Raw genomic sequence first — 24,087 nt, 5'->3', positions numbered from 1 at the left:
AGCATAGGCATGTGATTCATGTCTGACCAAGCCCCATTCATTGATGAACGCGACGCCGGCCTCGCCCCCGAGGCAGACCGCAAGCCGTGGCTGCCGCAGGGCGCCCGGCTGCGCCTGCTGGCCGATGCCGCCTGGCGGCTGGGCCCGCGCCCGGTCGCGCTGCTGCTGTGGCACCGGGCCTCTCTGGCGCTGGGCCTGCCGCAGCGGGCCCTGGCCCGGGCGGCGGCACCGGCGGGCCGCTTCCTGCCCCGGGCCGCGCCTCCGCCGCCTGGCCTGCCGGCTGCGGAGGCGGCGCGACTCCTCCAGGCGGCGGTGGCCCTGCCGCGGCGGCCGGACTGGCATGGCGGCTACGACCCCGCCGCGCCCGCCCTCGGCATGGCGCTGTTCGATCGCGGCGATATCCGCCCGGTCTGGGAGGCCAGCCGCTTCGGCGACCTGCTGCTGCTGGTCCAGGCCGCGCGGCTGGCCCCCCGGGCTGGGCATCTGGACCGGGCGGAGCGGCTGCTGCGGGACTGGTGCGCCGCCAACCCCGCCTTCCGCGGCCCGGCCTGGGCCTGCGGGCAGGAGGCGGCGTTGCGGGCGCTGTCGCTGGCCCTGGCGCTCGCACTGCTGGAGGCGGATCGCGACCCGCCGCCGGCCGCCCGCGCCCTGCTGCGCCTTTGCGCCCGGCGCATCGCGGCGACGCCGGCCTATGCCGCGGCGCAGGACAACAACCACAGCCTCTCCGAGCCCGCCGGCGCCTTCGCCTGCGCACTGGTCCTGGGCGACGCCACCGGCGCATCCCGCGCGGCCGAAAGACTGGCGGCGGCGGTGGCGCGGCTGGTGGCACCCGATGGCGGTTTTTCCCAGGTCTCGGCCGGCTATGCGCGGCTGGCGCTGGATGTGCTGTCCCTCGCCGAATGGCTGCGCCGGCGGCATGGCGCCAAAACCTTCCCGGCGCCGCTCACCGCCCGCGCCGCGGCGCTCACCGCCTGGCTGCACCGGGTGACGGCGGCGGAGGATGGCAGCGGCCCCGGCCTCGGCGTGGAGGATGGCTCCGCCTTCGCCGATCTCGGCCTGCATGGCCCGGCCGATGCCCGCGGCAGCGTGGAGCGCGCGGCGCGGCTTTTTGCCGAGGCCGGCGGCGACCTGCCGCGGGATGCGGGCTGTGCCTGGCTCGGCCTGCCCGCCCCCGCCGCGCGGCTGGCGCGGCCGGCGCGCTGGCGGGCCACGGGCAGCCAGGGCTGGGCGGCGGTCGGCGCCACCGCGCTGCTGCGCTGCGGCCCGCTGCCCTTCCGGCCCGCCCAGGCCGACCTGCTGCACCTGACCCTGCGCGACGGTCCGCGCCACATCCTGCGCGATGCCGGCACCGGCGCCTACAATCCGCCCTCGCCCTGGTGGTGGGCGGCGCTGGCCGGCGGCGCCGCGCACAATGCCGTGCTCTTCGACGAGGCCGAGCCGATGCCCCGCCTCGGTCGCTTCCTCCTCGCCCGCTGGCCCCGGCTGCGGAACCTGCCGGAGGGCGCGGCACGGCAGGATGCCGCCGGCCATCGCCATGCCCGCAGCGTCGCGGTGCAGGGCCGCCTCTGGACCGTGACCGACGCGCTGGCCGGCCGCTTCCGCCAGGCCAGCCTGCGCTGGCGCCTGCCGCCGGGCGACTGGCGGCTGGCCGAGGACGGCCGGGGCGCGACGGATGGCCGGCTGCGCCTGGCCGTGGCCAGCGATGCCGCGCCGGGCGCGCTGCGCCTCGCGCTCGAGCCCGGCTGGGAAAGCCCCGGCTATGGCCGGATCGCGCGCTGCACCCTGCTGCATATCCGCATCGCCGCGCCGGCGACGCGGCTGGTTACACAAATTCACCTTCCTTAACGAAGATGGATTGCAATTCCCGCAGGCCATCAACATCCTGTGTGGGGAGGCGCCAGGATGCCGCTGGAGATGCTGGTCGGCCGTCTATGGGGGCTTCGCTGGCGCATCCTGCTGCTGGCGGCGCTGCTCCTGGCTGGCGGCGCGGGCGTCGTGCTGTCCTGGCCGCGCAGCTTCGTGGCGGAGGCCCTGGTCGCCCCCTCCGAGACCACGGGCATCGCCACCTCCTCCCTCCTCTCGCCCTCGCCCGCCTTCTCCGGGCTGCTGGACCCCCGGCCGACCGGCAATTTCGCCATCTACCTGGGCGCCCTGCGCTCCGCCGAGGCCGCCATGCTGCTGGCGGAGACCACGCCCCTGCTGGCCGATCTCGCCGCCCGCCGGGCAGAGGGGCCGGGCGGCGCGCTGCGCCGGCTGCTGGGCCTGCGGCTGGAGACCGACCTCGACGATGCCCGCGCCTGGCTGGCACGCAACCTGGCGGTGACCCAGACGCTGGGCGCCGTCACCTGGACCCTGCAGCTCGCCCATCCCGACCGCGACCGGGCGCTGGAGGCGCTGCGCCGGCTGCATGCCTTCGCCGAGGCCAAGGTGCGCGCCGACCTGGAGGATCTGGCCCGGCGCCGGATCGCGGCGCTGGAGGCGCGGCTGGCGCGGGAATCGGACCTCTATATCCGCCAGTCGCTCTACGAGATGCTGGCCCAGCAGCAGCGCGTCGGCCTCGTGGTGGCGGCGGATGAGGCGGTGGCGGCGCGGCTGGTCTCGGCGCCGATCGTCGAACAGCGCGCCTCCCTGCCCAACCGCCCGCTGCTGCTGCTGCTGCTGCTGGTCGCGGCGCCGATGGCCGCGCTGGCGCTGGCGGCGGCCGGGATCCTGCTGGCCGCGCCCCGCCGCGACCCGGCGCTGCCGGCCTTCGGCCTGGAGCCGGCCGAATGAACCCCGCCGCAGCCGGGCTGCTGGCCGCGGCTGCCGGCGGGCTGGCCGCGGTGCTGCAGATGGCCGGCGCGCTGAAGACCGCGCCCCTGCTGGCGGAGGCGCTTCCCTTCGACCTGACCCTGGCCAGCCTTCTCCTCCTGCTGCCGCTGCTGGCCCTGCTGGCGGTGACGCGGCGCTGGGTGGTGGCGCCGGTGCTGGCGCTGCCGCTGGCGGCCGCCGCCTTGCTGTGGCTGTGGCTGGTGGTGGCCGGCGCCTGGTCCCCCTCCCGCCTCGTGCTGGCCCAGAAGCTGCCGGAACTGGCGCTGGCCGGCCCCGCCATGCTGGCCGCCGGCCTGCTGGTGGGGGCGGAGCCCGCGGCACGGCGGGCGCTGTGCCGGGGCACGCTGGGCATCGGCCTGCTGCTGGCCGCGGTGATCGGCCTCGGCGCGCTGCGCGGCTGGCAGGCGATGGCCGAGGAGCTGAACCAGGAGCAGGCGCGGGTGCACCACCAGCTGGCCGGCCTCGCCCTGGCGAGCGCCGCCGCGCTGGCGGCGCTGGCGGCGGTGGAGGCGCGGCACGCCCTGGCGCGGGCCGGCTGGATGCTGGCCGTGCTGGGCCTCGCCACGGCCGCGCTGCTGCCGGGCGGGCGCACCGCGCTGGCGGCGCTGCTGGCCGGCGTCGCCCTGGCGCCGGCCCTGCGGCTGGGCCGTCGCGGCGGCCCCTCCTGGCTGCTGGCGGTGCTGCTGGCCCTGGCCGCCGCCCTGGCCTGGCTGCTGCTGCACCCGGATTGGGTGGAGGGGCTGCGGACGCTGGAGCGGCTGACGGCGGAGCCGGCGGGGCTGGAGGCGCGCCGGGGCCTGTGGCAGGCCGCGCTGCACTGGGCGGGGCAAACGGCGCCCTGGGGGCTCGGCACCGGCGGCTTCACCATCGCCGCAGGACATGGCGAATGGCGCGGCCTCTATCCCCACAACCATGCGCTGGAAGCGCTGGCCGAGGGCGGGCTGCCCGGGCTGCTGCTCTGGCTCGGCGCCTTCGGCGGCGCGGCCCTGGCCATGGCGCGGCTGGCGCCGGGCCTGCCGCCGGCGCGGCTGGCGCGGATCGCGGCGCTGGTGCTGCCGGTGGCGCTGACCATCATGGTCTCCACCGACCTCGGCAATCGCATGGCCTGGTTCGCGCTGGGCCTGGCGCTCAGCCTCGGCCTGACCGTGCGCGCCTTCCAGCTTGCGCCGGTGCCGCGCCATGTATGACCGCTTCGGCAAGCGGCTGCTGGATGCGGTGCTGGCCGCGCTGCTGCTGGCGCTGCTCGCCCCCCTCTTCGTCGCCGTGGCGCTGGCCGTCTGGTGCCGGCTCGGCCGCCCGATCCTCTTCGTGCAGCCCCGCGCCGGCCGCCATGGCCGGCCCTTCACCTTGATGAAATTCCGGTCGATGGCGCCGGGGGCAGCGCCGGATGCGGAGCGGCTGTCCGGCTTCGGCCGGGCGCTGCGGGCCAGCGGGCTGGATGAGCTGCCGCAGCTGGTTCATGTGCTGCGTGGCGAGATGAGCCTGGTGGGCCCGCGCCCGCTGCCGCTCGCCTATCTCGCGCATTACTCGCCCCGGCAGGCGCTGCGGCTGCGGGTGCGGCCCGGGATGCTCGGCCCCGGCGTGGCGGCCGGGCGCAATGCCGTGGCCTGGCCGCAGCGGCTGGAGCTCGGCGCGGACTATGCCAGCCGCCCGGCCCGGCTCGGCCGGGACCTGGCGCTGGCGGCCCGCAGCCTGCTGGTGCTGCTGCGCGGCCAGGGCGTCTCGGCCCCCGGCCATGCCACCATGCCGCTTTTCGCCCCGCCGAACCGCCGGCGGCCGGGCGAGGATGGCTGACGCCCGCCTGCCGCCCCCCCCCCGCGCGCCCGGAAATCATCACGCAACCGGTTGCACCGTCCCGCCGAATGCAGGGAATGCTTGATTTTGGTCGAAAACATCAACCAGTATAAGAAACGTTAAACAGGCATTCAATTTCCTGGTTCATATGGGACACCTCAGGCCCGCACCCCACGCCGCCGCCGTCCTGCCCTTCCCGGGGCGCCAGCCCCCGGAAGGCCAGCCGCCGGCCCGCCTTGCCCTCTCCCCGCCGCATCTGGCGGGTGGCGAGATCGAGGCGCTGCGCGCGACGCTGGAGGCCGGCTGGCTGGCACCCGCCGGCCCCACCCCCGCGGCCTTCGAGGCCGCGATCGGCGCCGCCACCGGCTTCGCCGCCACGCTGGCCACCACCTCCGGCACCGCGGCGCTGCACCTGGGCTACCGGGTGCTGGGCGTGCAGCCGGGCGACGAGGTCTGGGCCCCCGGCATGACCTTCGTCGCCACCGTGGCGCCGGCGGTGCAGATGGGCGCGGTGCCGCGCTTCCTGGATGTGACGGCGGCGGGCTGGACCCTGGACCCGGGCCTGCTGGCGGAGGAGCTGGCCCAGGCCGCGCGCCGCGGCCGGCTGCCGCGGGTGGTGGTGCCGGTGGATCTCTATGGCCAGTGCTGTGACCTGCCGGCCATCGTCGCCGCCTGCGACCGCTGGGGCGTGCCGGTTCTGTGCGACAGCGCGGCGGCCATGGGTGCGCTGCAGCGCGGCGGGCGGCATGCCGGGCGCGGCGCCACGCTCGCCGTCTTCTCCTTCAACGGCAACAAGATCATCACCGCGGCGGGCGGCGGCGCCCTGGCCAGCGACGACCCGGCGCTGATCGCCCGGGCCCGGCACCTGGCGGGCCAGGCGAAGGAGGCCTGGCCGCATTACGAGCATGAGACCACCGGCTATACCTACGGCATCTCCTCCGTCCTCGCCGCCGTCGGCCTGGCACAGCTGCCGTCGCTGGAGGCGCGGGTGCGCCGCCGCCGCGCCATCTTCGCCGCCTATGCGGAGGCGCTGGGCGCACTGCCGGGACTCGACTTCATCGCCGAGCCCGCCTGGGGCCGCGCCAATCGCTGGCTGACCGTGCTGCAGGTGGACCCCGCCCGCTTCGGCGCGGACCGGGAACAGCTGCGGCGGGCGCTGGAGGCGGCGGGTGTGGAAAGCCGCCCCGCCTGGAAGCCGCTGCACCTGCAGCCGGCCTTCCGCGGCAGCCCCCAGGCCGGCGGCGCCGTGGCCGCCGCCCTGTTCGAAGGCGGGCTGTGCCTGCCCTCCGGCAGCGGGATGAGCGAGGCCGACCAGGCCCGGGTGATCGAGGCGGTGACCCGCTGTGCGCGGCGCTGAAGGCGGCTGCACGGCCCAGGCCGGCCAGGGCGGGCTGCAGGAGGGCCGGGCCGAGGGCCTGCGCATCCTCTACCTGCACCAGCATTTCTCCACCCCCGCCGGCAGCACCGCGACGCGCGCCTTCCACCATGCCGGGGCGCTGGCCGCCGCCGGGCATCGGGTGACGCTGGCCTGCGGCCGCTACGATGGCGCGGTCACCGGCCTCAACGGCCCCTTCCGCCAGGGCCGCCGCAAGGGCCACGTGGCGGGCTTCGCGGTGGTGGAGCACGATATCCGCAGCGGCAACGACCAGCGGCTGCTGGCAAGGACCGGCGCCTTCCTGCGCTTCGCCGCCGCCACCGCGCGGCTGGCGCTGGCCGGATCGCCGGAGGGGCCCTGGGACCTGATCCTCGCCTCCTCCACCCCGCCCACCGTGGCGCTGCCGGCGCTGCTGGCGCGGCGGCTGCGCGGCACGCCCTTCATCTTCGAGATCCGCGACCCCTGGCCGGAACTGCCCGCGGCGCTGTCCCGCCGCGCCGGCACGGCGCCCGAGCCCCGGACCACTCCCGGCCCGGCGCGGGCCCGGGTGCCGGCGCCGGTGCTGGCGGCGCTCGGCCGGCTGGCCGATGCGGCCTGCCGGGAGGCCACGGCGGTGGTGGCGCTGACCGAGGGCATGGCCCGCGTGGCGCTGGATCGCGGCGCCGATCCGGACCGGCTGCGGGTGCTGCCGCAGGGGGCGGACCTGGTGCTGTTCCACCCCGGCACCGCCGCCTGGCGCCCGCCGGAGGTGGCGGCGGAGGAAACCATGGCCGTCTATGCCGGGGCGCATGGCCCGGCCAATGGCCTGCACCAGCTGCTGGATGCCGCGGCCCGGCTGCGCCGCACCGGCCTGCACCTGGTGCTGGTGGGGGAGGGGTCGGAAAAGCCCGGCCTCGTCGCCCGCGCCGCGGCGGAACGGCTGCCCGTCACCTTCCTGGACCCGATGCCGAAGGCGCATCTGGCCCGGCTGCTGGCCGGCGCCGAGATCGGCCTGCTCTGCCTGGCGCCGGTGCCGGAATTCGCCGAATGGACCGCGCCGAACAAGCTGGCGGAGGGCCTGGCCTCCGGCCTGCCCATGGTCACCAATACCCCGGGTCGCACCGCGCGGCTGCTGGCCGAGGGCGGCTGCGGCCTGACCGTGCCGCCGGGGGATGCGGATGCGCTGGCCGGCGCCCTGCTGGCCCTGGCCACGGACCCGCCCCGCCGCGCCGCCATGGCGCGCGCCGCCCGGATCGTGGCGGAGCGCCACCTGGACACCCGCCGCATCGCCGCCCGGCTGGTGGCGGTGGTGGAGGCGGTGGCCGGACATGTGCCGCGCCGCGCCACGCCGCGCCGGGACCGGGCCGAAGCGGAGTGAGCGAAGCCCTGGTGCTGATGCTCTCGGCCGCCCATCCGGCCGCCGATGTGCGGATCGTGGGCAAGGAGGGTGCGGCCCTGGCCGGCGCCGGCTTCCGCCTGCGGCACCTGGCGCCGCGCCTGACAGGGCCCGCGCCGCCTGAACGGCTGCATGGCGTGGCGCTCGAAACCTTCCCGGCGCCGCGCGGCTGGCTGGGGCGGCTGCGGGGCATCCCGGCCCTGGCGCGGCGGGCCGCGGCGCTGCGGCCGACGGTGATCCATGCGCATGAGCCGGATAGCTGGCTGGCCGCCCTGCTGGCGGCCCGGCACTGCGGCGCGCGGGTGGTGCTGGATGTGCATGAGCACTACCCCTCCCGCCTCGACCCCCGGCTGCCGGCGCCGCTGCGCCCCCTGGCGCGGCTGGCGCTGCGGCTGCTCTGCCGGTCGCTGGCGGCGCGGGCGGATGCGGTGGTGGTGGCGAAGGATGGGCTGGCCGGGGATTATGGCGGCGCGGCGCGCTGCACCCCCGTGCGCAACTACGCCGATCCGGTGGCGGTGATCCCACGCCGGCACGTGCCCGGCCCGCCGGTGCTGCTGCACCTGGGCGCGCTGACGGCCAGCCGCGGCGCGCTGCTGATGCCGCGGCTGCTGGCGGACCTGCCGCAGGCCCGGCTGCGCCTGGTCGGCCGCTTCACCGATGCCAGCGAGGCCGCCTTCTGGTCCTGCGCCAGCCGGCTGGGGGTCGCCGCGCGCATCGAGGCGCTGGGCTGGATGGAGCGGGAGGCCGCGCTGGCGGTGGCGGCGGGCTGCGACATCGGCCTGGTGCTGTTCCAGCCGGGGCCGGAGAACCACCGCCTGGCGCTGCCGCACAAGCTGTTCGACTGCATGCTGGCCGGACTGCCGGTGATCGTGCCGGATTTCGCGACGGAGGTGGCGGATGTGGTGCGGGAGGCCGGCTGCGGCCTGGCGGTGGATGTGGCCGATCCCGGCGCCATCGCCGCGGCGGTTCGCGCCCTGTCCGACCCCGTGGAACGCGCGCGGCTGGGCGCCCAGGGCCGGCAGGCGGCGCTCGGCCGCTTCGGCTGGTCGGCGGAAGCGGCGCGGCTGGTGCGGCTCTATCAGCGCCTGACCGCCCCGCCCGTCACGGTCGCCCCGCCCGCCATGCTGCAGCCGGTGCGCCTGCCGCCCTGAGGGCCGCTAGAGCCGTTTCACCGTAAGCGAAGACGCTGAAACGGCTCCAGCTTATTGTTCTGACGCATTCTCCGAGTCGCCATGCGAAGCCGCATGGTTTGAAAATGCTCTATCCCGGCGCCTTGCGCACCAGCCAGCGATAGACGCCCGCGCCGTTCAGGCCGAGCAGCACGACATTGGTCAGGCCGAGCTGGCTTTCCTGCTCCAGCTGCGCCGCGGCCAGCCAGAAGGCGGATCCGGTGGCCAGCACCGCGAAACCCCAGCCGGTGGCGCGCCGGCCGAGATCGGCCGCCGTCATGCCCGCGCCGGCGATGGTGCAGCCGGTGGCCGCCCATTTGAAGATCTCGGCTCAGCCCGTCATCGTTCCGCTTCGCCTGCTGCGGGGGCCGAACGCGGGCTGGCGGAAGCCGTTCCGCCGCTTCCCCGGCACGCCCCTCAGGCGGCGACCGAATAGCCTTCCGAGGCGACCGCCGCGGCGAGGTCCGCGCGGCTCAGCCGGCTGTCCGCCCGCACCACGCCGGCGGCCAGGTCCACCTGCACCGTCGCGGCCGGGTCGCGCGCCTGGATCGCCTTGGTCACCGCGCGCACGCAATGGCCGCAGGTCATGCCGCCGACCTTCAATTCCTCCGTCACGGCTCGCGTCCCTCCAGCTCCGCCAGGATCGGACACTCCGGCCGGTCGTCGCCGCTGCAATGCTGCGCCAGGTGGCGCAGGCTGTCAGCCACCGCCTGCAGGGAGGCTGCCTTGCTCTCCAGTGCCGCCACATGGGCCAGCGCCATCTGCTTCACATCGGCGCTGGCGCGGCTCCGGTCGCGCCACAGCGCCAGCAGCTTGCGGATATCCTCCAGCGGGAAGGCCAGGTCCCGCGCATGGCGGATGAAGCGCAGCACGGCGACATCCTGCGGGCCATAGCTGCGATAGCCGTTCGGCCGCCGCTCCGCCTCGATCAGCCCGATCGCCTCGTAATGGCGGATCATCTTGGCCGAGACGCCGGAGCCGGCGGCGGCCTCGCCGATATTCATCCCCGTGCTCATGCGCGCCCCCGGGCGGCCGCGGCTGGGCGCCAGCGCGACAGCAGGAGCGCATTGGTCAGCACCGAGACCGAGGACAGCGCCATCGCCGCGCCCGCGAAGGGCGGCGACAGCAGCCCGGCCGCTGCCAGCGGCAGGCCGAGCAGGTTGTACGCGAAGGCCCATGCCAAATTCTCCTGCAGCTTGCGATAGGTACGACGGGTGATGTCGAGGGCGGCCGGCACCAGCGCCGGGTCCCCCCGCATCAGGGTGATTCCGGCCGCCGCCATGGCGACATCGGTGCCGGTGCCCATGGCGATGCCGAGATCGGCCGCGGCGAGCGCCGGGGCATCGTTCACGCCATCGCCCACCATGGCGACGCGGGCGCCGCCCTGGCGCCAGGCGCCGATGGTCTCCAGCTTCTGCTGCGGCAGCATCTCGGCCGCCACGCGGTCCAGGCCCAGCGCCCGCGCCACGGCGCCCGCGGCGGCGGGGCTGTCGCCGGAGAGCATGGCCACTTCCACGCCCATGCCGCGCAGCGCGGCGACGGCGCCGGCGGTGCCCGGCTTCAGCGCATCCTCGAAGGCCAGCAGGCCGCGCACCTGGCCGGCGCCGGGTGCCAGCAGCCAGGCCAGGCTGCGGCCCTGCGCCGCTTCCGCATCCGCCAGCGTGGCGAGCGGCCCGGCCTCCAGCCCCGATTCGGCCAGCAGGCGCGGGCTGCCGAGCGTCAGGCGCTCGCCGGCCACCATGCCTTCCACGCCGCGGCCCGGCAGGGCGCGAAAGCCCTCGGCCGCCCTGGGCGCGGCGCCCGTCGCGGCCTGGGCGGCCAGCACGGCGCGGGCGAGCGGATGCTCGCTGCCCGCCTGCAGCGCGGCGGCCGCGGCCAGCACGGCGCTGCCCGCAAGCCCCTCGGCCGGATGCAGCGCGGCCAGGCGCGGGCGGCCTTCGGTCAGGGTGCCGGTCTTGTCGAAGGCGACGAGGGTGATGCCCTGGCCGCGCTCGATCGCCTCCGCATCGCGCACCAGGATGCCGGCGCGGGCGGCGGCGCCGGTGCCGGCCATGATGGCCGCGGGCGTGGCCAGGCCCAGCGCGCAGGGGCAGGCAATGACCAGCACGGCCACCGCATGCAGCAGCGCCGCCTCCACCCCCGCACCGGCCCAAAGCCAATAGCCCAGCGTCAGCGTGGCGATCACGAGCACCACCGGCACGAAGACCGCCGCCACCCGGTCCACCAGCTTCTGGACCGGCGCCCGGCTGGCCTGGGCGGCGGAGACCAGGGCGGCGACGCGAGCCAAGGTGGTGTCGCCGCCGACCGCCGTGGCGCGCAGCACCAGCCTGCCGTCCAGCACGACCGTGCCGGTGGCCAGTCTTGTGCCCGGCGCCTTCTCGACCGGGCGGCTCTCGCCGGTCAGCGCGCTTTCATCGACGCCGGCCTCGCCCTGCTCGACGATGCCATCCACCGGCACGCTCTCGCCGGGACGCAGCACCACCGCATCGCCCACCACCAGCGCGGCCGCCGGCACCTCCCGCTCCGTCCCATCCGGCTCCAGCAGCCGGGCCGTGCGGGGGCGCAGGTCGAGCAGGGCGCGCAGCGCCGCGCCGGTGCCACGCCGGGCGCGGGCCTCCAGGTGCTTGCCGAGCATGACGAAGAGGATGACGACCACCGCCGCCTCGAAATACAGCGCATGGCTATGCCCGCCGCCATGCTGGAGCAGCAGGACCAGCGACAGGCCGAAGGCCGCCGATGTGCCGATGGCGACCAGCAGGTCCATATTGCCGGTGCGCGCCCGCAGCGCCGCCCAGGCGGCGCGGTAGAAGCGGGCGCCGAACCAGAACTGCATGGGCAGGGCCAGCGCGAGCTGGAGCCAGCCATTCGGCATCCAGTCCTGGCCCAGGGCCATGCCCAGCATGCCGATGAGGAAGGGCGCCGCCAGCAGCCTGGCCAGCGTCAGGTCGCGCCGCTGCGCCCGGAGCTTCGCTTCCGCCGCATCCTCCGCCGCCTCGCCGGGGGCGGCCGCCAGGCGATAGCCGGCCTCGGCCAGGGCCGCGGCGAGGGTCGCATCCTCCACCGGCAGCAGCAGCCGGAGCGTCGCCTGTTCGGAGGCCAGGTTCACCGAGGCCTCGGCGACGCCCGGCACCGCCCGCAGCGCGCGTTCCACCCGGCCGGCACAGCTGGCGCAGGTCATGCCCTCCACGCCGATCTCGCGCCGGATCTCGGGCACGGCATAGCCGGCCTCCCGCACCGCGGCGGCCAGTGCCGCCACCGGGGCGCTGCCCTGCACCGTGGCCTGCTCGGCGGCGAGGTTCACCTGGACGGAGAGGGTGCCCGGCACCGCTTGCAAGGCGCGCTCCACCCGCCCGGCGCAGCTGGCGCAGGTCATGCCCTCGATGGGCAGGGTCAGGCGGGGGAGGCTTTGCAGCGGGGCCTCGGGCATTGCGGTGCGATGTTCCATGGCAGTCAGATGGGTCTTCCCAGTATGGGAAGGTCAAGGGGCGGGCGTCGGCATCCGGGGGAGGATGCCAGGATGCGCGGCGCCGACATTGATACAGCGCAGGTTTTGCGCCCTGGTCGCGCGGCGCCCGCCGTTGACGCGCCGGGGGCGGCGGACGACATCCGCCCCATGCGCAACAACCGCCGCCCCGCCCTGTTCCTCGCCGGCCTGCTGGCCGGGCTGACCCCCGCCCTGGGCCTGGCCCCCGCCAGCGCCCCGGCCCTGGCGCAGTCGCCAGGCCAGCTGCGCCCGCCGGAAGGCGGGGTGCGCATCGTCAACCGCACCGGCCAGCCGGCCACCGCGCTGCATGCGGTGCGGGCCGGCCGGGAGGAATGGGGCAGGAACCTGCTGAACCGCGGCCCGCTGCCGAACAATGCCGGCTTCACCATGCGCCCGAATGCCGAGGCCGGCTGCCGCTTCGACATCCGCCTGGTGCTGGAGGATGGGCGGGAGAGCCTGGCCCGCGACCAGGATATCTGCGCCAATCCGCAGGTGGAGCTGCATACCGCCCGCGCCGCCGCGCCGGCCGCGCCCGCCGCCCCGGCCGTGCCGCAGGCGCGGCCGAACTCGCAGGCCCGCAACGTTTCCACCGGCACCGGCTTCGTCGTGGCGCCGGACCGGGTGCTGACCAACCAGCATGTGGTGGCCGGCTGCGACCGCATCCTGGCCCGCACGCCGGATGGCCGCTGGCTGGCCGCGGTGCCGCCGGCGCAGGTGGATGCGGCGCTGGACCTGTCGATCCTGAACATCCCCGGCAATCCCGGCCCGGCCCTGGCTTTCCGCGCAGGCCCGGCAGTGCGGCGTGGCGAAGGCGTGGTCGCCTACGGCTTCCCGCTGACCGGCCTGCTCTCGGCCGACCCGAAGCTGACCCGCGGCGAGATCAACGCGCTCGGCGGCCTCCGCAACGACCAGAACACCTACCAGATCAGCGCGGAGGTGCAGCCCGGCAATTCCGGCGGGCCGCTGCTGGACATGCAGGGCCATGTGGTGGGCGTGGTGGTGGCGAAGCTGGACAGCCGCCGGGTGCAGAACGTGGACAATGTGAATTTCGCGGTGAAGGGGGAGGCGGCCCAGGCCTTCCTGCGCCGCGCCGGCCTCGCCTTCCGAACCGCGGAGAGCAGCGGCGCGGATCGCAGCGCGGCGGATGTGGGCGATATCGCCAACCGATCCACGGTGCTGCTGCGCTGCGAGCGTTAGGCGCCTTACCGTTTGGTTCATCCCTGGCCGGACAGGATCCGGCATCGCCAAGGACCCGCAGATGCCCACACGATCCTTCCGGCTTCTCCTGCTGCTGGGCGCCCTGCTGCCCTTCGCCGCCGCGGCGGAGGAGGAGGGCGCCGAGCCCAATGCCGGGGCACCCTTCTCGGTCGGCGATGCCTATACGTCCGAGGCCGGCGCCTTCACGCTGGAGAACGTCTTCGGCTATGAACGGGCGCGTGGCGGGCGCGAGGATTTCCGCCCCTCGCCGACCCTGAAATACGGGCTGAACGACCGGCTGGAGCTGAGCCTCGGCGGCGACTACGGATTCGGCAATGGCAGCGGCGTGAACCAGGGCAGCATCGGCCCGGCGCTGACGGCGCGGCTGGCGGACCAGGACGGCTTCCTGCCCACCCTCTCGCTCTCGCTGGGCGCCGGGCTGCCCTTCGGCCCCGGCCATGGCGGCACGGTGATGGACCTCACGGTGGCGACCAGCTGGGTGACCGGAAGCGGGCCCGGCAGCTTCGGGCTGCACCTGAATGCGGGCTTCCTGTCCACGCTGGACCCGGCGCCGGGCGAGCGCCGCAACGGCTGGCTGGCCGGCGCCGCGGTGAGCCATGTGGTGAACCCCGACACCGTCCTGGTCGCCGCCTATTCGCAGCAGACCCAGGACGAGGGGGAGCGGAACTACAGCCTGGTGGAGGCGGGCGTGATCCGCGGCCTGACCGACCAGCTCAGCCTCGGGCTCGCGGCCGGCGCCGGGCTGAACCGCGATTCCCCACGCCTGCGCCTGACCGCCTCCCTCACCTACAGTTTTTCGACCGGGCGCTGATCAGCCGAGCGCCGCGGCGCGGATCGACGGGTCGATGTAGCGCGTGATGTCGCCCAGCTCCTTCGCCGGCTGGGCGTATTTGCTGCGCAGCCGCAGCACGGTGCGCAGCCCGGCCTCGTCGATCCGCAGGTCGCGGTAAATTCCGCGATCGGCGTCGAGCAGGGCGGTGGCGGCGCGCGCCGCGACGGGTGGCGGCATATTGGCCTTGGCGGTCAGGATCGTCGCGGCCTCCGCCCGGTTCGCATCCAGCCAGGCGAGGCTGTCCCGGAAGCCGCGGGTGAAGCCGACCAGCGCTGCCCGCTTCTGGTCGATCACGCCGCGTCGCGCGGCGGCCACGATGCCCTGATAGGCACCGACGGCATCCCGCCCGCGCGCGAGGCGCCGGAAGCCGCGCGCCTCCGCCGCCAGGTCCAGCGGCGTGTTCAGCAGCGTCGCCGCCTGCCGGCCCTCCAGCAGCGCCGCCAGGCGTTGCGCCCCGCCGCCGACCGCGACCCATTCCACCTGGTCCGCGATGCCGGCCTGCCCCAGCACCTCCCGCAATACGAAGGCGAAGCCGGTGGTCATGGCATCGACGGAGACCACCTTGCCGCGCAACCCGGGCAAATCGGGCACATCGGCGGCCGCCATGACCGACAGCATGCCGTCATCGACGCCGAAGAAGGCCGCGAAGTCGGAGGGGCCGGGCAGCTGCGCCTCCCCCTGCCCTTCGTTATAGGCGACGATATTGTCGACCGAGGTCAGCGCCAGGTCGAATTTCCCCGCATAGAGATCGCTCGCCATGGCGCGGGAATTCGGCGTCAGCTCCAGCGCCACCTCAACCCCGTGGCGGGCAAAGATCCCCTGGTCCTGGCCGGCCCAGAGGACAAGGTTGGAGGCGCCGGCGAAGGCCACCACGTTCAACCGTGACAGGCTTTGGGCGCCCGCCGCGCCCGCCGCCACCGCGCCTGCAAGGGTCATGGCGCCCCGCCTTGTGATGTCGCGCATGGCACGATCAATCCGCGAACTGGCCGGCGGCCTGCAGCACCGGTCGCCAGCGCTCGATCTCGGCCGCGAGATGCGCGCGATGCACCTCGCCATTCTGGCGCGAGACGGGCTCCGGCGGGCTGCCGAGGCCGGTCATGCGCTCGACCACGCGGGGATCCGCCAGTGCCGCGCGCAGCGCCTGGTTCAGCCGGTCCTGCACCGGCTTCGGCGTGCCGGCAGGCGCATAGAGGCCGTGCCAGATCGCCACCTCGAAACCCGGCAGGCCGCCCTGGACGGCGGTGGGCACGCCGGGCACCGCCGGCAGCGGCTCCGGCGTCGTCACCGCCAGCGCCTTCACCTGGTTCGCCTGGATGAAGGGAATCGCACTGGTGGTCTGGTCGCAATAGATGTCGAGGCGGTTGGCCATCAGCTCCGGATAGATCGGGCCCGACCCGGCATAGGAGACGGTGGTGAAGCGCGTGCCGAGGCTGGCCTGCATCAGCGTGCCGCAGAGCTGGCTGGCGGAGCCGAGGCCGGCATTGCCGAGGTTGATACGCTCGCCGCCCTCGCGGATCAGGCGGATCATCTCGCCGAAGTTGGTGGCGGGGAAATCGGGGCGCGTCAGCCAGACCATCGGCGTGGCGGTGACAAGGCCCAGCATCTCGAAGGCGGTCAGCGGGTTGTAGGGCAGGCGGCGATACAGCGTCGGCGCGGTGGCCATGCCGATATTGTGCAGCAGGATGGTGTGGCCGTCCGGCCGCGCCTGGGCCACGCGATTCACGCCGATGGTGCCGCCGGCGCCGCCGACATTCTGTGCCACGACATTCACGCCGAGGTCGCGCGACATCGCCTCCGCGATCATGCGCCCCACCGCATCGGTGGGGCCGCCGGGGGCGAAGGGGATGATGAGGGTGATGGGCTGGCCCGCGGGCCAGGGGGCCTGCGCGCGGGCGGCGCCGGCAAGGAAGGCGGGGGCCGCGAGGGCGGCGGCGAGCAGGCTGCGGCGGGTGGTCATTTTTGATGGTTCTCCCTTGGACGGTCTTTGGAGGGGCCGGTTTGCCGGCCTGGTTTGTCTTGATCTTCCGCCGCCCCCCTCACCCGCTCCGGCCAGGCGCTTCGCGCCAGGCCTGCGCAGCCCTCTGCCCCCGACGGGGGGAGAGGGTCTGGGTGAGGGGGACAGCGCAGGCCATATGAATGTCAGCCAGTCGCGGCACGCCTCTTTGGAAACCTCAGCGCCCGCCGCCGATATCCACCAGCGTGCCGGTCATATAGGCAGCCCCCGGCGAGAGCAGGAAAGCCACCAGGCTCGCCACCTCCTCCGGCTCTCCGGGACGTCCCAGCGCGATGGCGGAGGTCATCGCCTTCAGCCGGTCGGCCCCCGCCCGCGCCTCATGGCTTTCGGTGCGGATCACGCCCGGCCGCACGCAGCAGACGCGGATGCCAACCTTTCCCACCTCATTGGCGAGGCCCGCGGTGAATCCATCCACCGCGCCCTTGGCCGCCGCATACATCACCCGCCCCGGCTGGCCGCCGAGGACGGAGGCGCGGGAGCCGATATTGACGATGACGCCGCCCGAGCCCCCGCGATCGGTCGCCATGCGGCGCACGGCGGCGGAGGAGCAGAAGACGGTGGTGCGGAGGTTGCCATCCATCATCAGGTCGTAGTCGGCCGCGGTGATGTCGGCGATCTGCGCCTGGGCGCTGCCGCCGGCATTGTTCACCAGGCCCTTCACGGGACCGATGGCATCGGCGGCCTCGAAGAGCGCGGCGATGCCGGCCTCCGACTGCACATCCGCCTGCACCGCCTGGGCGCGGCCGCCGGCGCCGGTGATCGCATCCACCGTCGTCTGCGCGGAGGCCGCGTCCCGTGCATAATTCACGACGACGTTCCAGCCATCCGCGGCGGCCGCCTTGGCGATGGCCGCGCCGATGCCACGGCCCGCACCGGTGACGATCAGGACACCCCGGTCGGTCACCGCGACCACCCGCCAACCTGCGACAGTTCCGCCCGCGCCTCGGCGGCCGTCATCGGCTCCGCGCCCAACTCGCGCAGGATCTTCACGGCGCGTTCCACCAGCACGGTGTTGCTGACCGCGAGCTCGCCCTTGTTGAGATAAATATTGTCCTCGAGGCCGACGCGCACATGCCCGCCGAGCAGCCAGGCCTGCGCAAGCATGGGGAATTCCATGCGGCCGATGGCGAAAGCCGCCCAAGGGCTGCCAGGGGGAATGATGGACTTGGCGTAGTTCAGCGTCGCGGGGTCCCAGTCGAAGCCGTAGCGGATGCCCATGCAGACCTGGAAAAGGCAGGGCCCCTTCAGCACGCCATCGGCCATCAGCTTCTTCGCCAGACCGATGTCGCCGCTGTCGAAGACCTCCAGCTCCGGAATGGTGCCCACCGAATAGATCAGCTCCGCCATCCGCGTGACGGACCAGGGCGCGTTGATCACCACGGCGCTGCCGGACCACATGGTGTTCAGGTCGAGCGTCGCGATCTCCGGCTTCAGCTCCACGATATGCGCCACGCGCTGATCCGGCGGCAGCAGCGTGGAGCCCGCCGCGGCCTCCCGCGGATTATCCTGCGACGGCACGAAGCGGCCGCCCGGGCCGGTGGTCAGGTTGATCACCACATCGGTGCCGGAGGCGCGGATGCGGTCCATCACCTCCCGGTACAGGTCGATGGACATGGAGGGCTTGCCGGTCGCCGGGTCGCGCACATGGATATGCGCGACGGCGGCGCCGGCCTTGGCGGCCTCGATCGCGGCATTGGCGATCTGCTCCGGCGTGATCGGCAGGTGCGGCGTCTGTTCCGGCGTGGTGATATTGCCGGTCACGGCGCAGGTCAGGATGTATTTGCGGCGCATCGCGATCAATCCTTGGCCGGGCCGAAGGCGGGCTTGCCGCGCGTGATGTCGAGGAAGCGGGTGATCAGCACGCGCTCGAACAGCCCGTTCTGCGCGAAGGGATCGCCGGCGGCGAAGGCTTCCGCCGCCGCGCGGTCCGGCACATCGACGATGAAGACGGAGCCGATCCGTGCCTCCCCGTCATCGGCCACCATCGGGCCGGCCAGCTTGATGTCGACGGGGCTCGCCTTGAGATAGGCGCGATGCGCGTCGTAATGCGCCTCGCGGATCGCGGCGCCATCGGCGACCTGCGTGCAGTGGATCAGGAACAGCATCTTTTTCAGTCTTCCTCCCGGGGAATGCGGAATTCGTAGCGCAGTTTCGCGGGCTTGCCTTCCGCCTTCGGCAGATCCCAGTCGGTGACGAGGCTCGCCTTCACGCCGAACACGGCATCGTCATGCAGATACGGGTCACCGTCCTTGAAGATATGGGTGATCAGGTCGCGGTAGCCGGGCTTCTTGACCCAGAAATGCACATGCGTCGGCCGCATCGGGCTGCGGCCCATGGAGGCCAGCACGCGCCCTACCGGCCCGTCATGCGGCACCGGGTAGCTGGCCGGCATCACCGTGGGGAAGGACAGCAGCCCATCCGCGCCGGTGACGAAGCGGCCGCGCATATTGTGCTCGTCGCCGAGCTGGCTATCATAGAAGCCCTCCGGCGAGGTGTGCCAGACATCCACCTGCGCGCCTTCCAGCGGCTGGCCGGCCTCGTCCAGGATGCGGACCTCCACCTCCAGCGGCTCGCCCGCCACGCCGGGCGACATATTGTCGCCGTTCTTCAGCACCGGCGGATTCTCGCGGTGGAAGGGGCCGAGCACCGTCGTCTCGCTGACGCTGGCATGGGTGCGATGCGCGATGGCGTCCACCAGCATGGAGACGCCGAGGATGTCGGAGAGGAGAATGACCTCCTGCCGCTTGTCGTCGCACCAGCGGCCGAGCTCGGTGATGAAGCCGACGCCCTGCTCCCATTCCTCCGGCGTGAGCTCCACCTCGCGCACGAAGTCATGCACATGCGTCACGAGGGCGGTCATGACCTGGCGGATGCGCGGGCTGGCCTCGGGCGAGATGCGCGCCAGCACGGCCTCGGTCAGGTTCTCGCTGGTATAGGTGATATGGCCTTCGGGCATGGGGGTCTTCCCTCTCAATCGGCCATGGTCAGCACGACGCGGCCGCGCGTGCCGCGGGCCACCGCGGCATAGGCCTCCGCACCGCGCGCCAGGTCATAGGTCTCGGCAAGGATGGGCGCCGGATAGGCGCCGGATTCGAAGCCGGGGCGCAGCGCCTCCATCATCGGCGCGCAGGCGGCGGCGGACCGCTTCAGGCTGTCCACGCCGAGCAGCCTGCATTCGCGGCGATAGAAGGGGATCAGCTCGAACTTCACCTGCTCGCCCGGCGTGCCGGCGATGACGATCATGCGTCCACCGAAGGTCAATGCGGCCAGCGCCGCTTCGGTCAGCGCCGGCTTGCCGACGCAGTCATAGACCACATCGACGCCGCGCCCGCCGGTGGCGGCGGCGATCTGCGCCGCCACATCGTCCCGCGTCACGTCGATGAAACGCTGGGTCGCGTGCCGCGCCGCGCTATCTGCCGGCGCGGCGCCGCGCACCGCCGCGATCACCGTGCAGCCGCGCGCCGCGCCGATGCCGCAGGCCGCACCGCCGACACCGCCCGTGGCGCCCAGCACCAGCAGCGTCTCGCCCGGCTTCAGCTGCGCATAGTCCAGCCCGATCCAGGCGGTGACGTAGTTCACGCCCACCGCGCCGGCCTGTTCGAAGGAGAGGTTCGCCGGCTTCCGCGCCAGCGCCGCCACCGGCAGCGCCAGGTAACGCGCATGGCTGCCATCGCGGGTGAAGCCGATATCGCCGCCGGTGCCCCAGACCTCCACGCCCTGCCATTCCGCCGGGCCCCGCACCACGATTCCGGAAAAGTCCCGCCCGGGCGTGCGCGGCGGCACGGTCTGCCGCATGCGGCCGGCGAGGTTCTTCACATCCGAGGGATTCACCGAGGCCGCCCGCACCCGCACCAGCACCTCCTCCGCGCCCGGCACCGGCAGCGGCATCTCCTGGCAGGCCAGCATCTCCGGCCCGCCGAAGGCGGCGAAGCGCAGCGCGGGAGCCTGGGGCGGCAGCGTGGATGCGGCGGGCGCCTTCCCTGCGAGGGCAGCGTCAGTCATGGGCAGTGGTTTCCTCCGTTGGCGGCCTCGGTAAGGCCTGCCGCGCCGAGGGTCAAGAAAAATCTGCAATCGATTGCATTGCCCCGATCCCGATGGCTTGCGCTATAGCGGCGGCAATGCAGCCCCCCGCGAACCTGCCCACCCTTGCCCGCGCCACGATCGCCGATGTGGCCCGCGAAGCCGGGGTGCATGCCTCCACCGTCTCCCGCGCCCTGAACCCCGCCACCCGCGGCATGGTGACGGAGGCGGTGGCCCAGCGCGTCACGGCGGCGGCGGACCGGCTGGGCTGGCGCCCCTCCGCCGTGGCCGCGGGGCTGCGCACGCGCAAATCGCGCACCATCGGCATCCTGGTGCCGGACCTGATCAACCCGATCTTCCCGCCCATCCTGCATGCGGTGGAAACCCTCCTGGCGGCGCAGGGCTATGCCACGCTGGTCGCGAATACGGACAACGACCCGGCGCGCGAGGCACTGCTGATCGAGCGCATGGCGACGCATCTGGTGGATGGGCTGATGCTTGCCTCCGCCGCCGCGGGCACCGGCGCCATCTCGCTCTGCGCCCGGCTCGGCATTCCCGCCGTGCTGATCAACCGCCGCATGCCGGAGGGGACGGGCTGCGCCGCGGTCTCCGCCGTCACCAATGACGACCGGCACGGCATCGGCCTGGCGGTGGACCATCTGGTGGGCCTCGGCCATCGCCGCATCGCGCATCTGGCGGGGCCGGAGGGGGTCTCCACCGCCACGGATCGGCTGCAGGGGTTCCGCGACAGGCTCGCGCAGCATGGCCTGGAACCTGCGGCGCTGCGGCCTGCCCAGGCCTATACGCGCGAGGCCGGCCGCGCCGCGATGCAGGCGCTGCTGGCCGAGCCCGGGAAAGGCTTCACCGCCGTGGCGGTGGCCAACGACATGCTCTGCCTCGGCGTCTATGACGCGATGGAGGAAGCGGGGCTGCGGGTGGCCGAGGACATCTCCGTCACCGGCTTCAACGACATGCCCTTCGTCGACCGCATCCACCCGGCGCTGACCACCATCCGCATCCAGCACGACGCCATGGGCCGCCAGGGGGCGGAGATCCTGCTGGCGGAAATGGCCGACCCCACGCGGCCGCGCCAGAGCATCCGCCTGGTGCCGGAGCTGGTGATCCGCGCCTCCACCGCCCCGCCAGCCCAGGATTCCGCATGCCGCTGATCGTCGCGCAGATTTCGGACGCCCATCTCGGGCCCCGCACCACCCTGTTCCAGGCCAATATGGCGCGCATCGAGGCGGTGCTGCAGGCCGCGCCGCCGCAGGCCCTGGTGGGCAGCGGCGATCTCTCGCTGGATGGCGCGGGGCGGGATGCGGACCTCGCCTTCGCCGCCGCCGCCTTTCGGCGCGCCGCCGGCGCGGTGCCGCTGCTGACGATCCCGGGCAACCACGATGTCGGCAGCGACCGCCGCAGCATGCCGGACCAGCCGGTGGATGCGGCGCGGCTGGCGCGCTGGCAGGCGGAATTCGGCGCCGATCGTTTCTGCCACGACCTGGACGGGCCGGGTGGTGAGGCCTGGCGGCTGATCGGCCTGAATACCGAGATCATGGGCACAGGCCTGGCCGAGGAGGCGGCGCAGGCCAGCTGGCTGCGCCAGGCGCTGGAAGGCCTCGGCCGCCGGCGCATCGCCGCCTTCCTGCACAAGCCCGCCTTCGTGAACGAGCCGACGGACGCCTTCGACTACTGGTCCGTGCCGCCCGAGGCGCGCCCGGCGCTGGCGCCGCTGCTGGGGCATCCGGCGCTGCGGCTGGTCGCCTCCGGCCATCTGCACCTGCATCGCATGCGGCGGCGCGGCGAGGTCAGCTACGTCTGGGCGCCCCCGGCCTCCTTCGTCTGCGAGCCCGAGATCCAGTCGGGGCTGGTGGGGCAGCGGGTGACCGGCTTCCTGCGCCACACCCTGCATGCCGACCATGTGGAAACCGAGCTGGTGCGCCCGGAGGGGCTGCGCACCCCCTATCTGGAGGAGGTGCGGGCGGAGACCTATCCGAAACCCGCGTGAAACTTTGTGTCGCCCCTCGGTCGATGCAACCGATGGTTGGTTTTCCGTAAGCAACGCCAAGGGTAAATTCGGTGACGTTCACTCCACGGGTATTCCATGTCGCAGGCCAAGCAGCCGCGGTCCGAGTTCCTGGGTCTGCATGACCCCTATGGCGACACGCCCGCGGGCAAGGCCGCGGTACCACGCCCGCCGGCCGGCCCCCTGGTGGACCGGGAGAAGGCCGGGGAGCTGGTGCGGGCCGGGGGCGCGCTGACGGCGCTTTTCATACTGATCGCGGTGATCATCACGGCCCTCGGCTAGGAACAATGAGCTAGGACTTGTCCCCCGGCAGCGGGATGCCGGTCAGGGCCTGCCAGACCCGGATGACGAAGCCATCATCGGCGCGGCCATGGCCCATGGCGCTGGCCGCGGTGAACAGCTGCTGCGCCTGGCTGGCCAGCGGCACCGGATGGTCCAGCGCCCGCGCCATCTGCGCCACCAGGCCGAGATCCTTCACGAAGATGTCCACCGCGCTGCGCGGAGCATCGTCCCCGGTCAGCACGCGGGCCATGCGGTTCTCGAACATCCAGGAATTGCCGGCCGCACTCGTCACCACGTCGTAGAGTTTTTGCGGATCCGCCCCGGCGCGGATGCCAAGCGCCATCGCCTCCGCCGCCACCGCGATATGCACCCCGGCCAGCAGCTGGTGCACCACCTTCACCGTGGCGCCGATGCCGGGGGCCTCGCCCAGTTCCCAGACCTTGCTGGCGACCGCATCCAGCACCGGCTTCGCGCGCGCAAACGCGGCCGGGCTGCCGGAGGCCATGACGGTCATCTCCCCCGCCGCGGCCTTGGCCGCGCCGCCGGAGACCGGCGCATCGAGATAGAGAAAACCCGCCGCCTCCGCCCGCGTGGCCAGGCGCCGCGCATCCTCGGGACCCATGGTGGCGGAGGCGATGATGACGGCGCCAGGCGCCAGCCGCGCGGCGCAGCCTTCCGGCCCGAACAACGCGGCTTCGGTCTGCGCGGCATTCACCACCAGCAGCAGCACCGCCTGCGTGCCCGCCGCGATCTCCGCCGCGCGGGCCGCCACCTGGCCGCCCGCCTTGGCAAAGCTGTCGCGCGCGGCCTCCGCAAAATCGCAGCCGGTCACCGAAAGCCCCGCCCGCAGGCAGGACAGCGCCGCCCCCATGCCCATGGCCCCGAGGCCAATCACCGCCACCTGCACTGCCCGCGCTCCCTGCATGTCGACCGCACCCTTACCGGGCGCGCGCGTTAAGACAAGGCGAGGCGCGCGATCTGCACGAGGGCAGAGACGACGAGCAGCACCAGGACGATGCGGCCGAGCTTATCCATCGAGGGCATGGCGCGGAAATGGGAAGGCGCGGCGCGGCCGCCAAGGGCGGGCCGGCCCGCGCGGCGCGATGTCTCCGCATCAGGCCCTGCCGTCCTGGAGAGGGCTCCCGGCCCTTCCGCACCATCCACGGCCTCCCAGGGCACACCCGTCCTATCGGACAAGAGTGATTCAGTTTGAAGATGCCCGGCTGGAACTGTGTCTTCGCATCCGTGCCGCATCCCCTATAGGCTCGGCCCCAAGCAGGAGGGGCGAGCCATGCCTGACACGATTGAGCCGGTGGAAGCTGAACGCTTCGCGCCAGGCACCTACGGCTGCCACGAGGCGCTGCACATGGCGCATGTTCTCGCTGAGTTGGTCGATGACCGTCTGTGCGGACATCCAGCCGTGCGGTTGGTGCCCGAATGGAAGGCGCTGGCGGATCAGGCTGCGACGGCCTTGCAGGATCTGTATCAAGCCATCGGAGCAAGGCACTTGGACACCTGACATGTCCAAGGGATGCGTCCACGGCTTCCGAAGCCGGGGCGTCGATCGCGACGGCGGCGCGGCGCGCTAGAGCGTTTTCACCTCAGCCGGAATTGGATTGGGGATTCCGGCACGGGTCGTCAGTGTGATTCATAGGCGTCCGGTGATCTGGCCGGAGGGTGTGATGGCGTG

The 24,087-nt window shown here is 73.6% G+C and carries 25 protein-coding genes; 13 read left to right on the top strand and 12 right to left on the bottom strand.

The features are described 5' to 3' along the window. Positions 1-18: 18 nt before the first annotated feature. The 7 genes from ACTIF1_RS16505 to ACTIF1_RS16475 all read left to right on the top strand — a co-directional run bounded on the left by ACTIF1_RS16505 (position 19) and on the right by ACTIF1_RS16475 (position 8,506). Complete coding sequence (locus ACTIF1_RS16505; protein ID WP_439597542.1) at positions 19-1,845, top strand: heparinase II/III domain-containing protein; 1,827 nt, start codon at positions 19-21, stop codon at positions 1,843-1,845. A 57-nt stretch (positions 1,846-1,902) separates the two neighbouring features. Further along, positions 1,903-2,772, top strand: a complete 870-nt coding sequence (locus ACTIF1_RS16500) for a hypothetical protein (protein ID WP_439597541.1) — start codon at positions 1,903-1,905, stop codon at positions 2,770-2,772. After that, positions 2,769-3,998: an O-antigen ligase family protein gene (locus ACTIF1_RS16495; protein ID WP_439597540.1), complete on the top strand. Its 1,230-nt coding sequence runs from the start codon at positions 2,769-2,771 to the stop codon at positions 3,996-3,998. Before ACTIF1_RS16500 ends, ACTIF1_RS16495 begins: the two co-directional genes overlap by 4 nt. Further along, a complete protein-coding gene (locus ACTIF1_RS16490) occupies positions 3,991-4,605 on the top strand; it encodes a sugar transferase (protein WP_439597539.1) in 615 nt (204 codons plus the stop codon). The genes ACTIF1_RS16495 and ACTIF1_RS16490 overlap by 8 nt, the downstream gene beginning before the upstream one ends. 148 nt (positions 4,606-4,753) lie before the next feature. Continuing rightward, a complete protein-coding gene (locus tag ACTIF1_RS16485) occupies positions 4,754-5,962 on the top strand; it encodes a DegT/DnrJ/EryC1/StrS family aminotransferase (RefSeq protein WP_439597538.1) in 1,209 nt (402 codons plus the stop codon). Continuing rightward, positions 5,949-7,337, top strand: coding sequence for a glycosyltransferase family 4 protein (locus ACTIF1_RS16480; protein WP_439597537.1), 1,389 nt, complete (start codon positions 5,949-5,951; stop codon positions 7,335-7,337). Before ACTIF1_RS16485 ends, ACTIF1_RS16480 begins: the two co-directional genes overlap by 14 nt. Further along, positions 7,334-8,506 (top strand): glycosyltransferase, encoded by a 1,173-nt coding sequence (locus ACTIF1_RS16475; RefSeq protein ID WP_439597536.1) that lies wholly within the window; start codon positions 7,334-7,336, stop codon positions 8,504-8,506. The genes ACTIF1_RS16480 and ACTIF1_RS16475 overlap by 4 nt, the downstream gene beginning before the upstream one ends. A gap of 109 nt (positions 8,507-8,615) precedes the next feature. On the opposite strand, the gene ACTIF1_RS16470 is transcribed toward ACTIF1_RS16475, so the two are convergent. The 4 genes from ACTIF1_RS16470 to ACTIF1_RS16455 form a co-directional block, all read right to left on the bottom strand. Further along, entirely contained in the window at positions 8,616-8,804 is a 189-nt protein-coding gene (locus tag ACTIF1_RS16470; protein WP_439597535.1) for a hypothetical protein, read from the bottom strand. Positions 8,805-8,941: 137 nt separating this feature from the next. Further along, on the bottom strand, positions 8,942-9,139 hold the full coding sequence (locus ACTIF1_RS16465; RefSeq protein ID WP_439597534.1) for a heavy-metal-associated domain-containing protein: 198 nt from the start codon (positions 9,137-9,139) through the stop codon (positions 8,942-8,944). Further along, positions 9,136-9,540, bottom strand: coding sequence for a Cu(I)-responsive transcriptional regulator (cueR, locus tag ACTIF1_RS16460; RefSeq protein ID WP_439597533.1), 405 nt, complete (start codon positions 9,538-9,540; stop codon positions 9,136-9,138). Before cueR ends, ACTIF1_RS16465 begins: the two co-directional genes overlap by 4 nt. Beyond that, positions 9,537-11,969, bottom strand: coding sequence for a heavy metal translocating P-type ATPase (locus ACTIF1_RS16455; RefSeq protein ID WP_439597532.1), 2,433 nt, complete (start codon positions 11,967-11,969; stop codon positions 9,537-9,539). The genes cueR and ACTIF1_RS16455 overlap by 4 nt, the downstream gene beginning before the upstream one ends. A 168-nt stretch (positions 11,970-12,137) precedes the next feature. Here ACTIF1_RS16455 and ACTIF1_RS16450 point away from each other — a divergent pair, with 168 nt between their 5' ends. Next, positions 12,138-13,205: a trypsin-like peptidase domain-containing protein gene (locus ACTIF1_RS16450; protein ID WP_439597531.1), complete on the top strand. Its 1,068-nt coding sequence runs from the start codon at positions 12,138-12,140 to the stop codon at positions 13,203-13,205. Between the two features lie 61 nt (positions 13,206-13,266). Then, positions 13,267-14,037, top strand: a complete 771-nt coding sequence (locus ACTIF1_RS16445) for a transporter (RefSeq protein WP_439597530.1) — start codon at positions 13,267-13,269, stop codon at positions 14,035-14,037. Here the strand turns inward: ACTIF1_RS16445 and ACTIF1_RS16440 are convergent, their stop codons facing one another. The 7 genes from ACTIF1_RS16440 to ACTIF1_RS16410 form a co-directional block, all read right to left on the bottom strand. Further along, positions 14,038-14,994, bottom strand: coding sequence for an ABC transporter substrate-binding protein (locus ACTIF1_RS16440; RefSeq protein WP_439597529.1), 957 nt, complete (start codon positions 14,992-14,994; stop codon positions 14,038-14,040). Positions 14,995-15,028: 34 nt separating this feature from the next. Then, complete coding sequence (locus ACTIF1_RS16435) at positions 15,029-16,015, bottom strand: tripartite tricarboxylate transporter substrate-binding protein (protein WP_439597528.1); 987 nt, start codon at positions 16,013-16,015, stop codon at positions 15,029-15,031. Between the two features lie 214 nt (positions 16,016-16,229). After that, positions 16,230-16,976: an SDR family NAD(P)-dependent oxidoreductase gene (locus ACTIF1_RS16430; protein WP_439597527.1), complete on the bottom strand. Its 747-nt coding sequence runs from the start codon at positions 16,974-16,976 to the stop codon at positions 16,230-16,232. Further along, complete coding sequence (locus ACTIF1_RS16425; protein WP_439597526.1) at positions 16,973-17,863, bottom strand: 3-keto-5-aminohexanoate cleavage protein; 891 nt, start codon at positions 17,861-17,863, stop codon at positions 16,973-16,975. Before ACTIF1_RS16425 ends, ACTIF1_RS16430 begins: the two co-directional genes overlap by 4 nt. A 5-nt stretch (positions 17,864-17,868) precedes the next feature. After that, the gene (locus tag ACTIF1_RS16420; RefSeq protein ID WP_439597525.1) at positions 17,869-18,177 is read right to left on the bottom strand and encodes a YciI family protein; all 309 of its coding nucleotides are present in this window, start codon (positions 18,175-18,177) and stop codon (positions 17,869-17,871) included. Positions 18,178-18,182: 5 nt separating this feature from the next. Next, complete coding sequence (locus tag ACTIF1_RS16415) at positions 18,183-19,028, bottom strand: dioxygenase (protein ID WP_439597524.1); 846 nt, start codon at positions 19,026-19,028, stop codon at positions 18,183-18,185. 14 nt (positions 19,029-19,042) lie between these two features. Next, positions 19,043-20,074 carry a quinone oxidoreductase family protein gene (locus ACTIF1_RS16410; protein WP_439597523.1) on the bottom strand — a complete coding sequence of 344 codons (1,032 nt, stop codon included), beginning with the start codon at positions 20,072-20,074 and terminating at the stop codon, positions 19,043-19,045. Between the two features lie 116 nt (positions 20,075-20,190). On the opposite strand from ACTIF1_RS16410, the gene ACTIF1_RS16405 reads away from it, so the two are divergent. The 3 genes from ACTIF1_RS16405 to ACTIF1_RS16395 all read left to right on the top strand — a co-directional run bounded on the left by ACTIF1_RS16405 (position 20,191) and on the right by ACTIF1_RS16395 (position 22,397). Beyond that, entirely contained in the window at positions 20,191-21,261 is a 1,071-nt protein-coding gene (locus ACTIF1_RS16405) for a LacI family DNA-binding transcriptional regulator (protein ID WP_439597522.1), read from the top strand. Beyond that, complete coding sequence (locus tag ACTIF1_RS16400) at positions 21,252-22,097, top strand: metallophosphoesterase family protein (protein ID WP_439597521.1); 846 nt, start codon at positions 21,252-21,254, stop codon at positions 22,095-22,097. The genes ACTIF1_RS16405 and ACTIF1_RS16400 overlap by 10 nt, the downstream gene beginning before the upstream one ends. A 96-nt stretch (positions 22,098-22,193) precedes the next feature. Continuing rightward, the gene (locus ACTIF1_RS16395; protein WP_439597520.1) at positions 22,194-22,397 is read left to right on the top strand and encodes a hypothetical protein; all 204 of its coding nucleotides are present in this window, start codon (positions 22,194-22,196) and stop codon (positions 22,395-22,397) included. A gap of 10 nt (positions 22,398-22,407) precedes the next feature. Here ACTIF1_RS16395 and ltnD read toward each other — a convergent pair whose 3' ends face one another. Beyond that, positions 22,408-23,322 carry an L-threonate dehydrogenase gene (gene ltnD / locus ACTIF1_RS16390; RefSeq protein WP_439597519.1) on the bottom strand — a complete coding sequence of 305 codons (915 nt, stop codon included), beginning with the start codon at positions 23,320-23,322 and terminating at the stop codon, positions 22,408-22,410. A 366-nt stretch (positions 23,323-23,688) separates the two neighbouring features. Here ltnD and ACTIF1_RS16385 point away from each other — a divergent pair, with 366 nt between their 5' ends. Further along, the gene (locus ACTIF1_RS16385) at positions 23,689-23,916 is read left to right on the top strand and encodes a hypothetical protein (protein ID WP_439597518.1); all 228 of its coding nucleotides are present in this window, start codon (positions 23,689-23,691) and stop codon (positions 23,914-23,916) included. The last annotated feature ends 171 nt before the right edge of the window (positions 23,917-24,087 follow it).

It is taken from the genome of Falsiroseomonas sp. (assembly GCF_051860665.1).
Taxonomy (GTDB): Bacteria; Pseudomonadota; Alphaproteobacteria; order Acetobacterales; family Acetobacteraceae; genus Falsiroseomonas.
The sequence above is the reverse complement of the archived record's forward strand: the minus strand, read 5'-3'. Positions and strand labels throughout refer to the sequence as shown.

What these genes read in the sequence shown, in the direction of transcription:
- ACTIF1_RS16420 (WP_439597525.1), bottom strand. Translation starts at nt 18,177, where the DNA reads ATGCTGTTCCTGATCCACTGCACGCAGGTCGCCGATGGCGCCGCGATC.
- ACTIF1_RS16425 (WP_439597526.1), bottom strand. Translation starts at nt 17,863, where the DNA reads ATGCGCCGCAAATACATCCTGACCTGCGCCGTGACCGGCAATATCACC.
- ACTIF1_RS16415 (WP_439597524.1), bottom strand. Translation starts at nt 19,028, where the DNA reads ATGCCCGAAGGCCATATCACCTATACCAGCGAGAACCTGACCGAGGCC.
- cueR (WP_439597533.1), bottom strand. Translation starts at nt 9,540, where the DNA reads ATGAGCACGGGGATGAATATCGGCGAGGCCGCCGCCGGCTCCGGCGTC.
- ACTIF1_RS16445 (WP_439597530.1), top strand. Translation starts at nt 13,267, where the DNA reads ATGCCCACACGATCCTTCCGGCTTCTCCTGCTGCTGGGCGCCCTGCTG.
- ACTIF1_RS16440 (WP_439597529.1), bottom strand. Translation starts at nt 14,994, where the DNA reads ATGACCCTTGCAGGCGCGGTGGCGGCGGGCGCGGCGGGCGCCCAAAGC.
- ACTIF1_RS16505 (WP_439597542.1), top strand. Translation starts at nt 19, where the DNA reads ATGTCTGACCAAGCCCCATTCATTGATGAACGCGACGCCGGCCTCGCC.
- ACTIF1_RS16405 (WP_439597522.1), top strand. Translation starts at nt 20,191, where the DNA reads ATGCAGCCCCCCGCGAACCTGCCCACCCTTGCCCGCGCCACGATCGCC.
- ACTIF1_RS16455 (WP_439597532.1), bottom strand. Translation starts at nt 11,969, where the DNA reads ATGGAACATCGCACCGCAATGCCCGAGGCCCCGCTGCAAAGCCTCCCC.
- ACTIF1_RS16395 (WP_439597520.1), top strand. Translation starts at nt 22,194, where the DNA reads ATGTCGCAGGCCAAGCAGCCGCGGTCCGAGTTCCTGGGTCTGCATGAC.
- ACTIF1_RS16450 (WP_439597531.1), top strand. Translation starts at nt 12,138, where the DNA reads ATGCGCAACAACCGCCGCCCCGCCCTGTTCCTCGCCGGCCTGCTGGCC.
- ACTIF1_RS16410 (WP_439597523.1), bottom strand. Translation starts at nt 20,074, where the DNA reads ATGACTGACGCTGCCCTCGCAGGGAAGGCGCCCGCCGCATCCACGCTG.
- ACTIF1_RS16470 (WP_439597535.1), bottom strand. Translation starts at nt 8,804, where the DNA reads ATGACGGCGGCCGATCTCGGCCGGCGCGCCACCGGCTGGGGTTTCGCG.
- ACTIF1_RS16495 (WP_439597540.1), top strand. Translation starts at nt 2,769, where the DNA reads ATGAACCCCGCCGCAGCCGGGCTGCTGGCCGCGGCTGCCGGCGGGCTG.
- ACTIF1_RS16400 (WP_439597521.1), top strand. Translation starts at nt 21,252, where the DNA reads ATGCCGCTGATCGTCGCGCAGATTTCGGACGCCCATCTCGGGCCCCGC.
- ACTIF1_RS16490 (WP_439597539.1), top strand. Translation starts at nt 3,991, where the DNA reads ATGTATGACCGCTTCGGCAAGCGGCTGCTGGATGCGGTGCTGGCCGCG.
- ACTIF1_RS16435 (WP_439597528.1), bottom strand. Translation starts at nt 16,015, where the DNA reads ATGACCACCCGCCGCAGCCTGCTCGCCGCCGCCCTCGCGGCCCCCGCC.
- ACTIF1_RS16385 (WP_439597518.1), top strand. Translation starts at nt 23,689, where the DNA reads ATGCCTGACACGATTGAGCCGGTGGAAGCTGAACGCTTCGCGCCAGGC.
- ltnD (WP_439597519.1), bottom strand. Translation starts at nt 23,322, where the DNA reads ATGCAGGGAGCGCGGGCAGTGCAGGTGGCGGTGATTGGCCTCGGGGCC.
- ACTIF1_RS16485 (WP_439597538.1), top strand. Translation starts at nt 4,754, where the DNA reads ATGGGACACCTCAGGCCCGCACCCCACGCCGCCGCCGTCCTGCCCTTC.
- ACTIF1_RS16500 (WP_439597541.1), top strand. Translation starts at nt 1,903, where the DNA reads ATGCCGCTGGAGATGCTGGTCGGCCGTCTATGGGGGCTTCGCTGGCGC.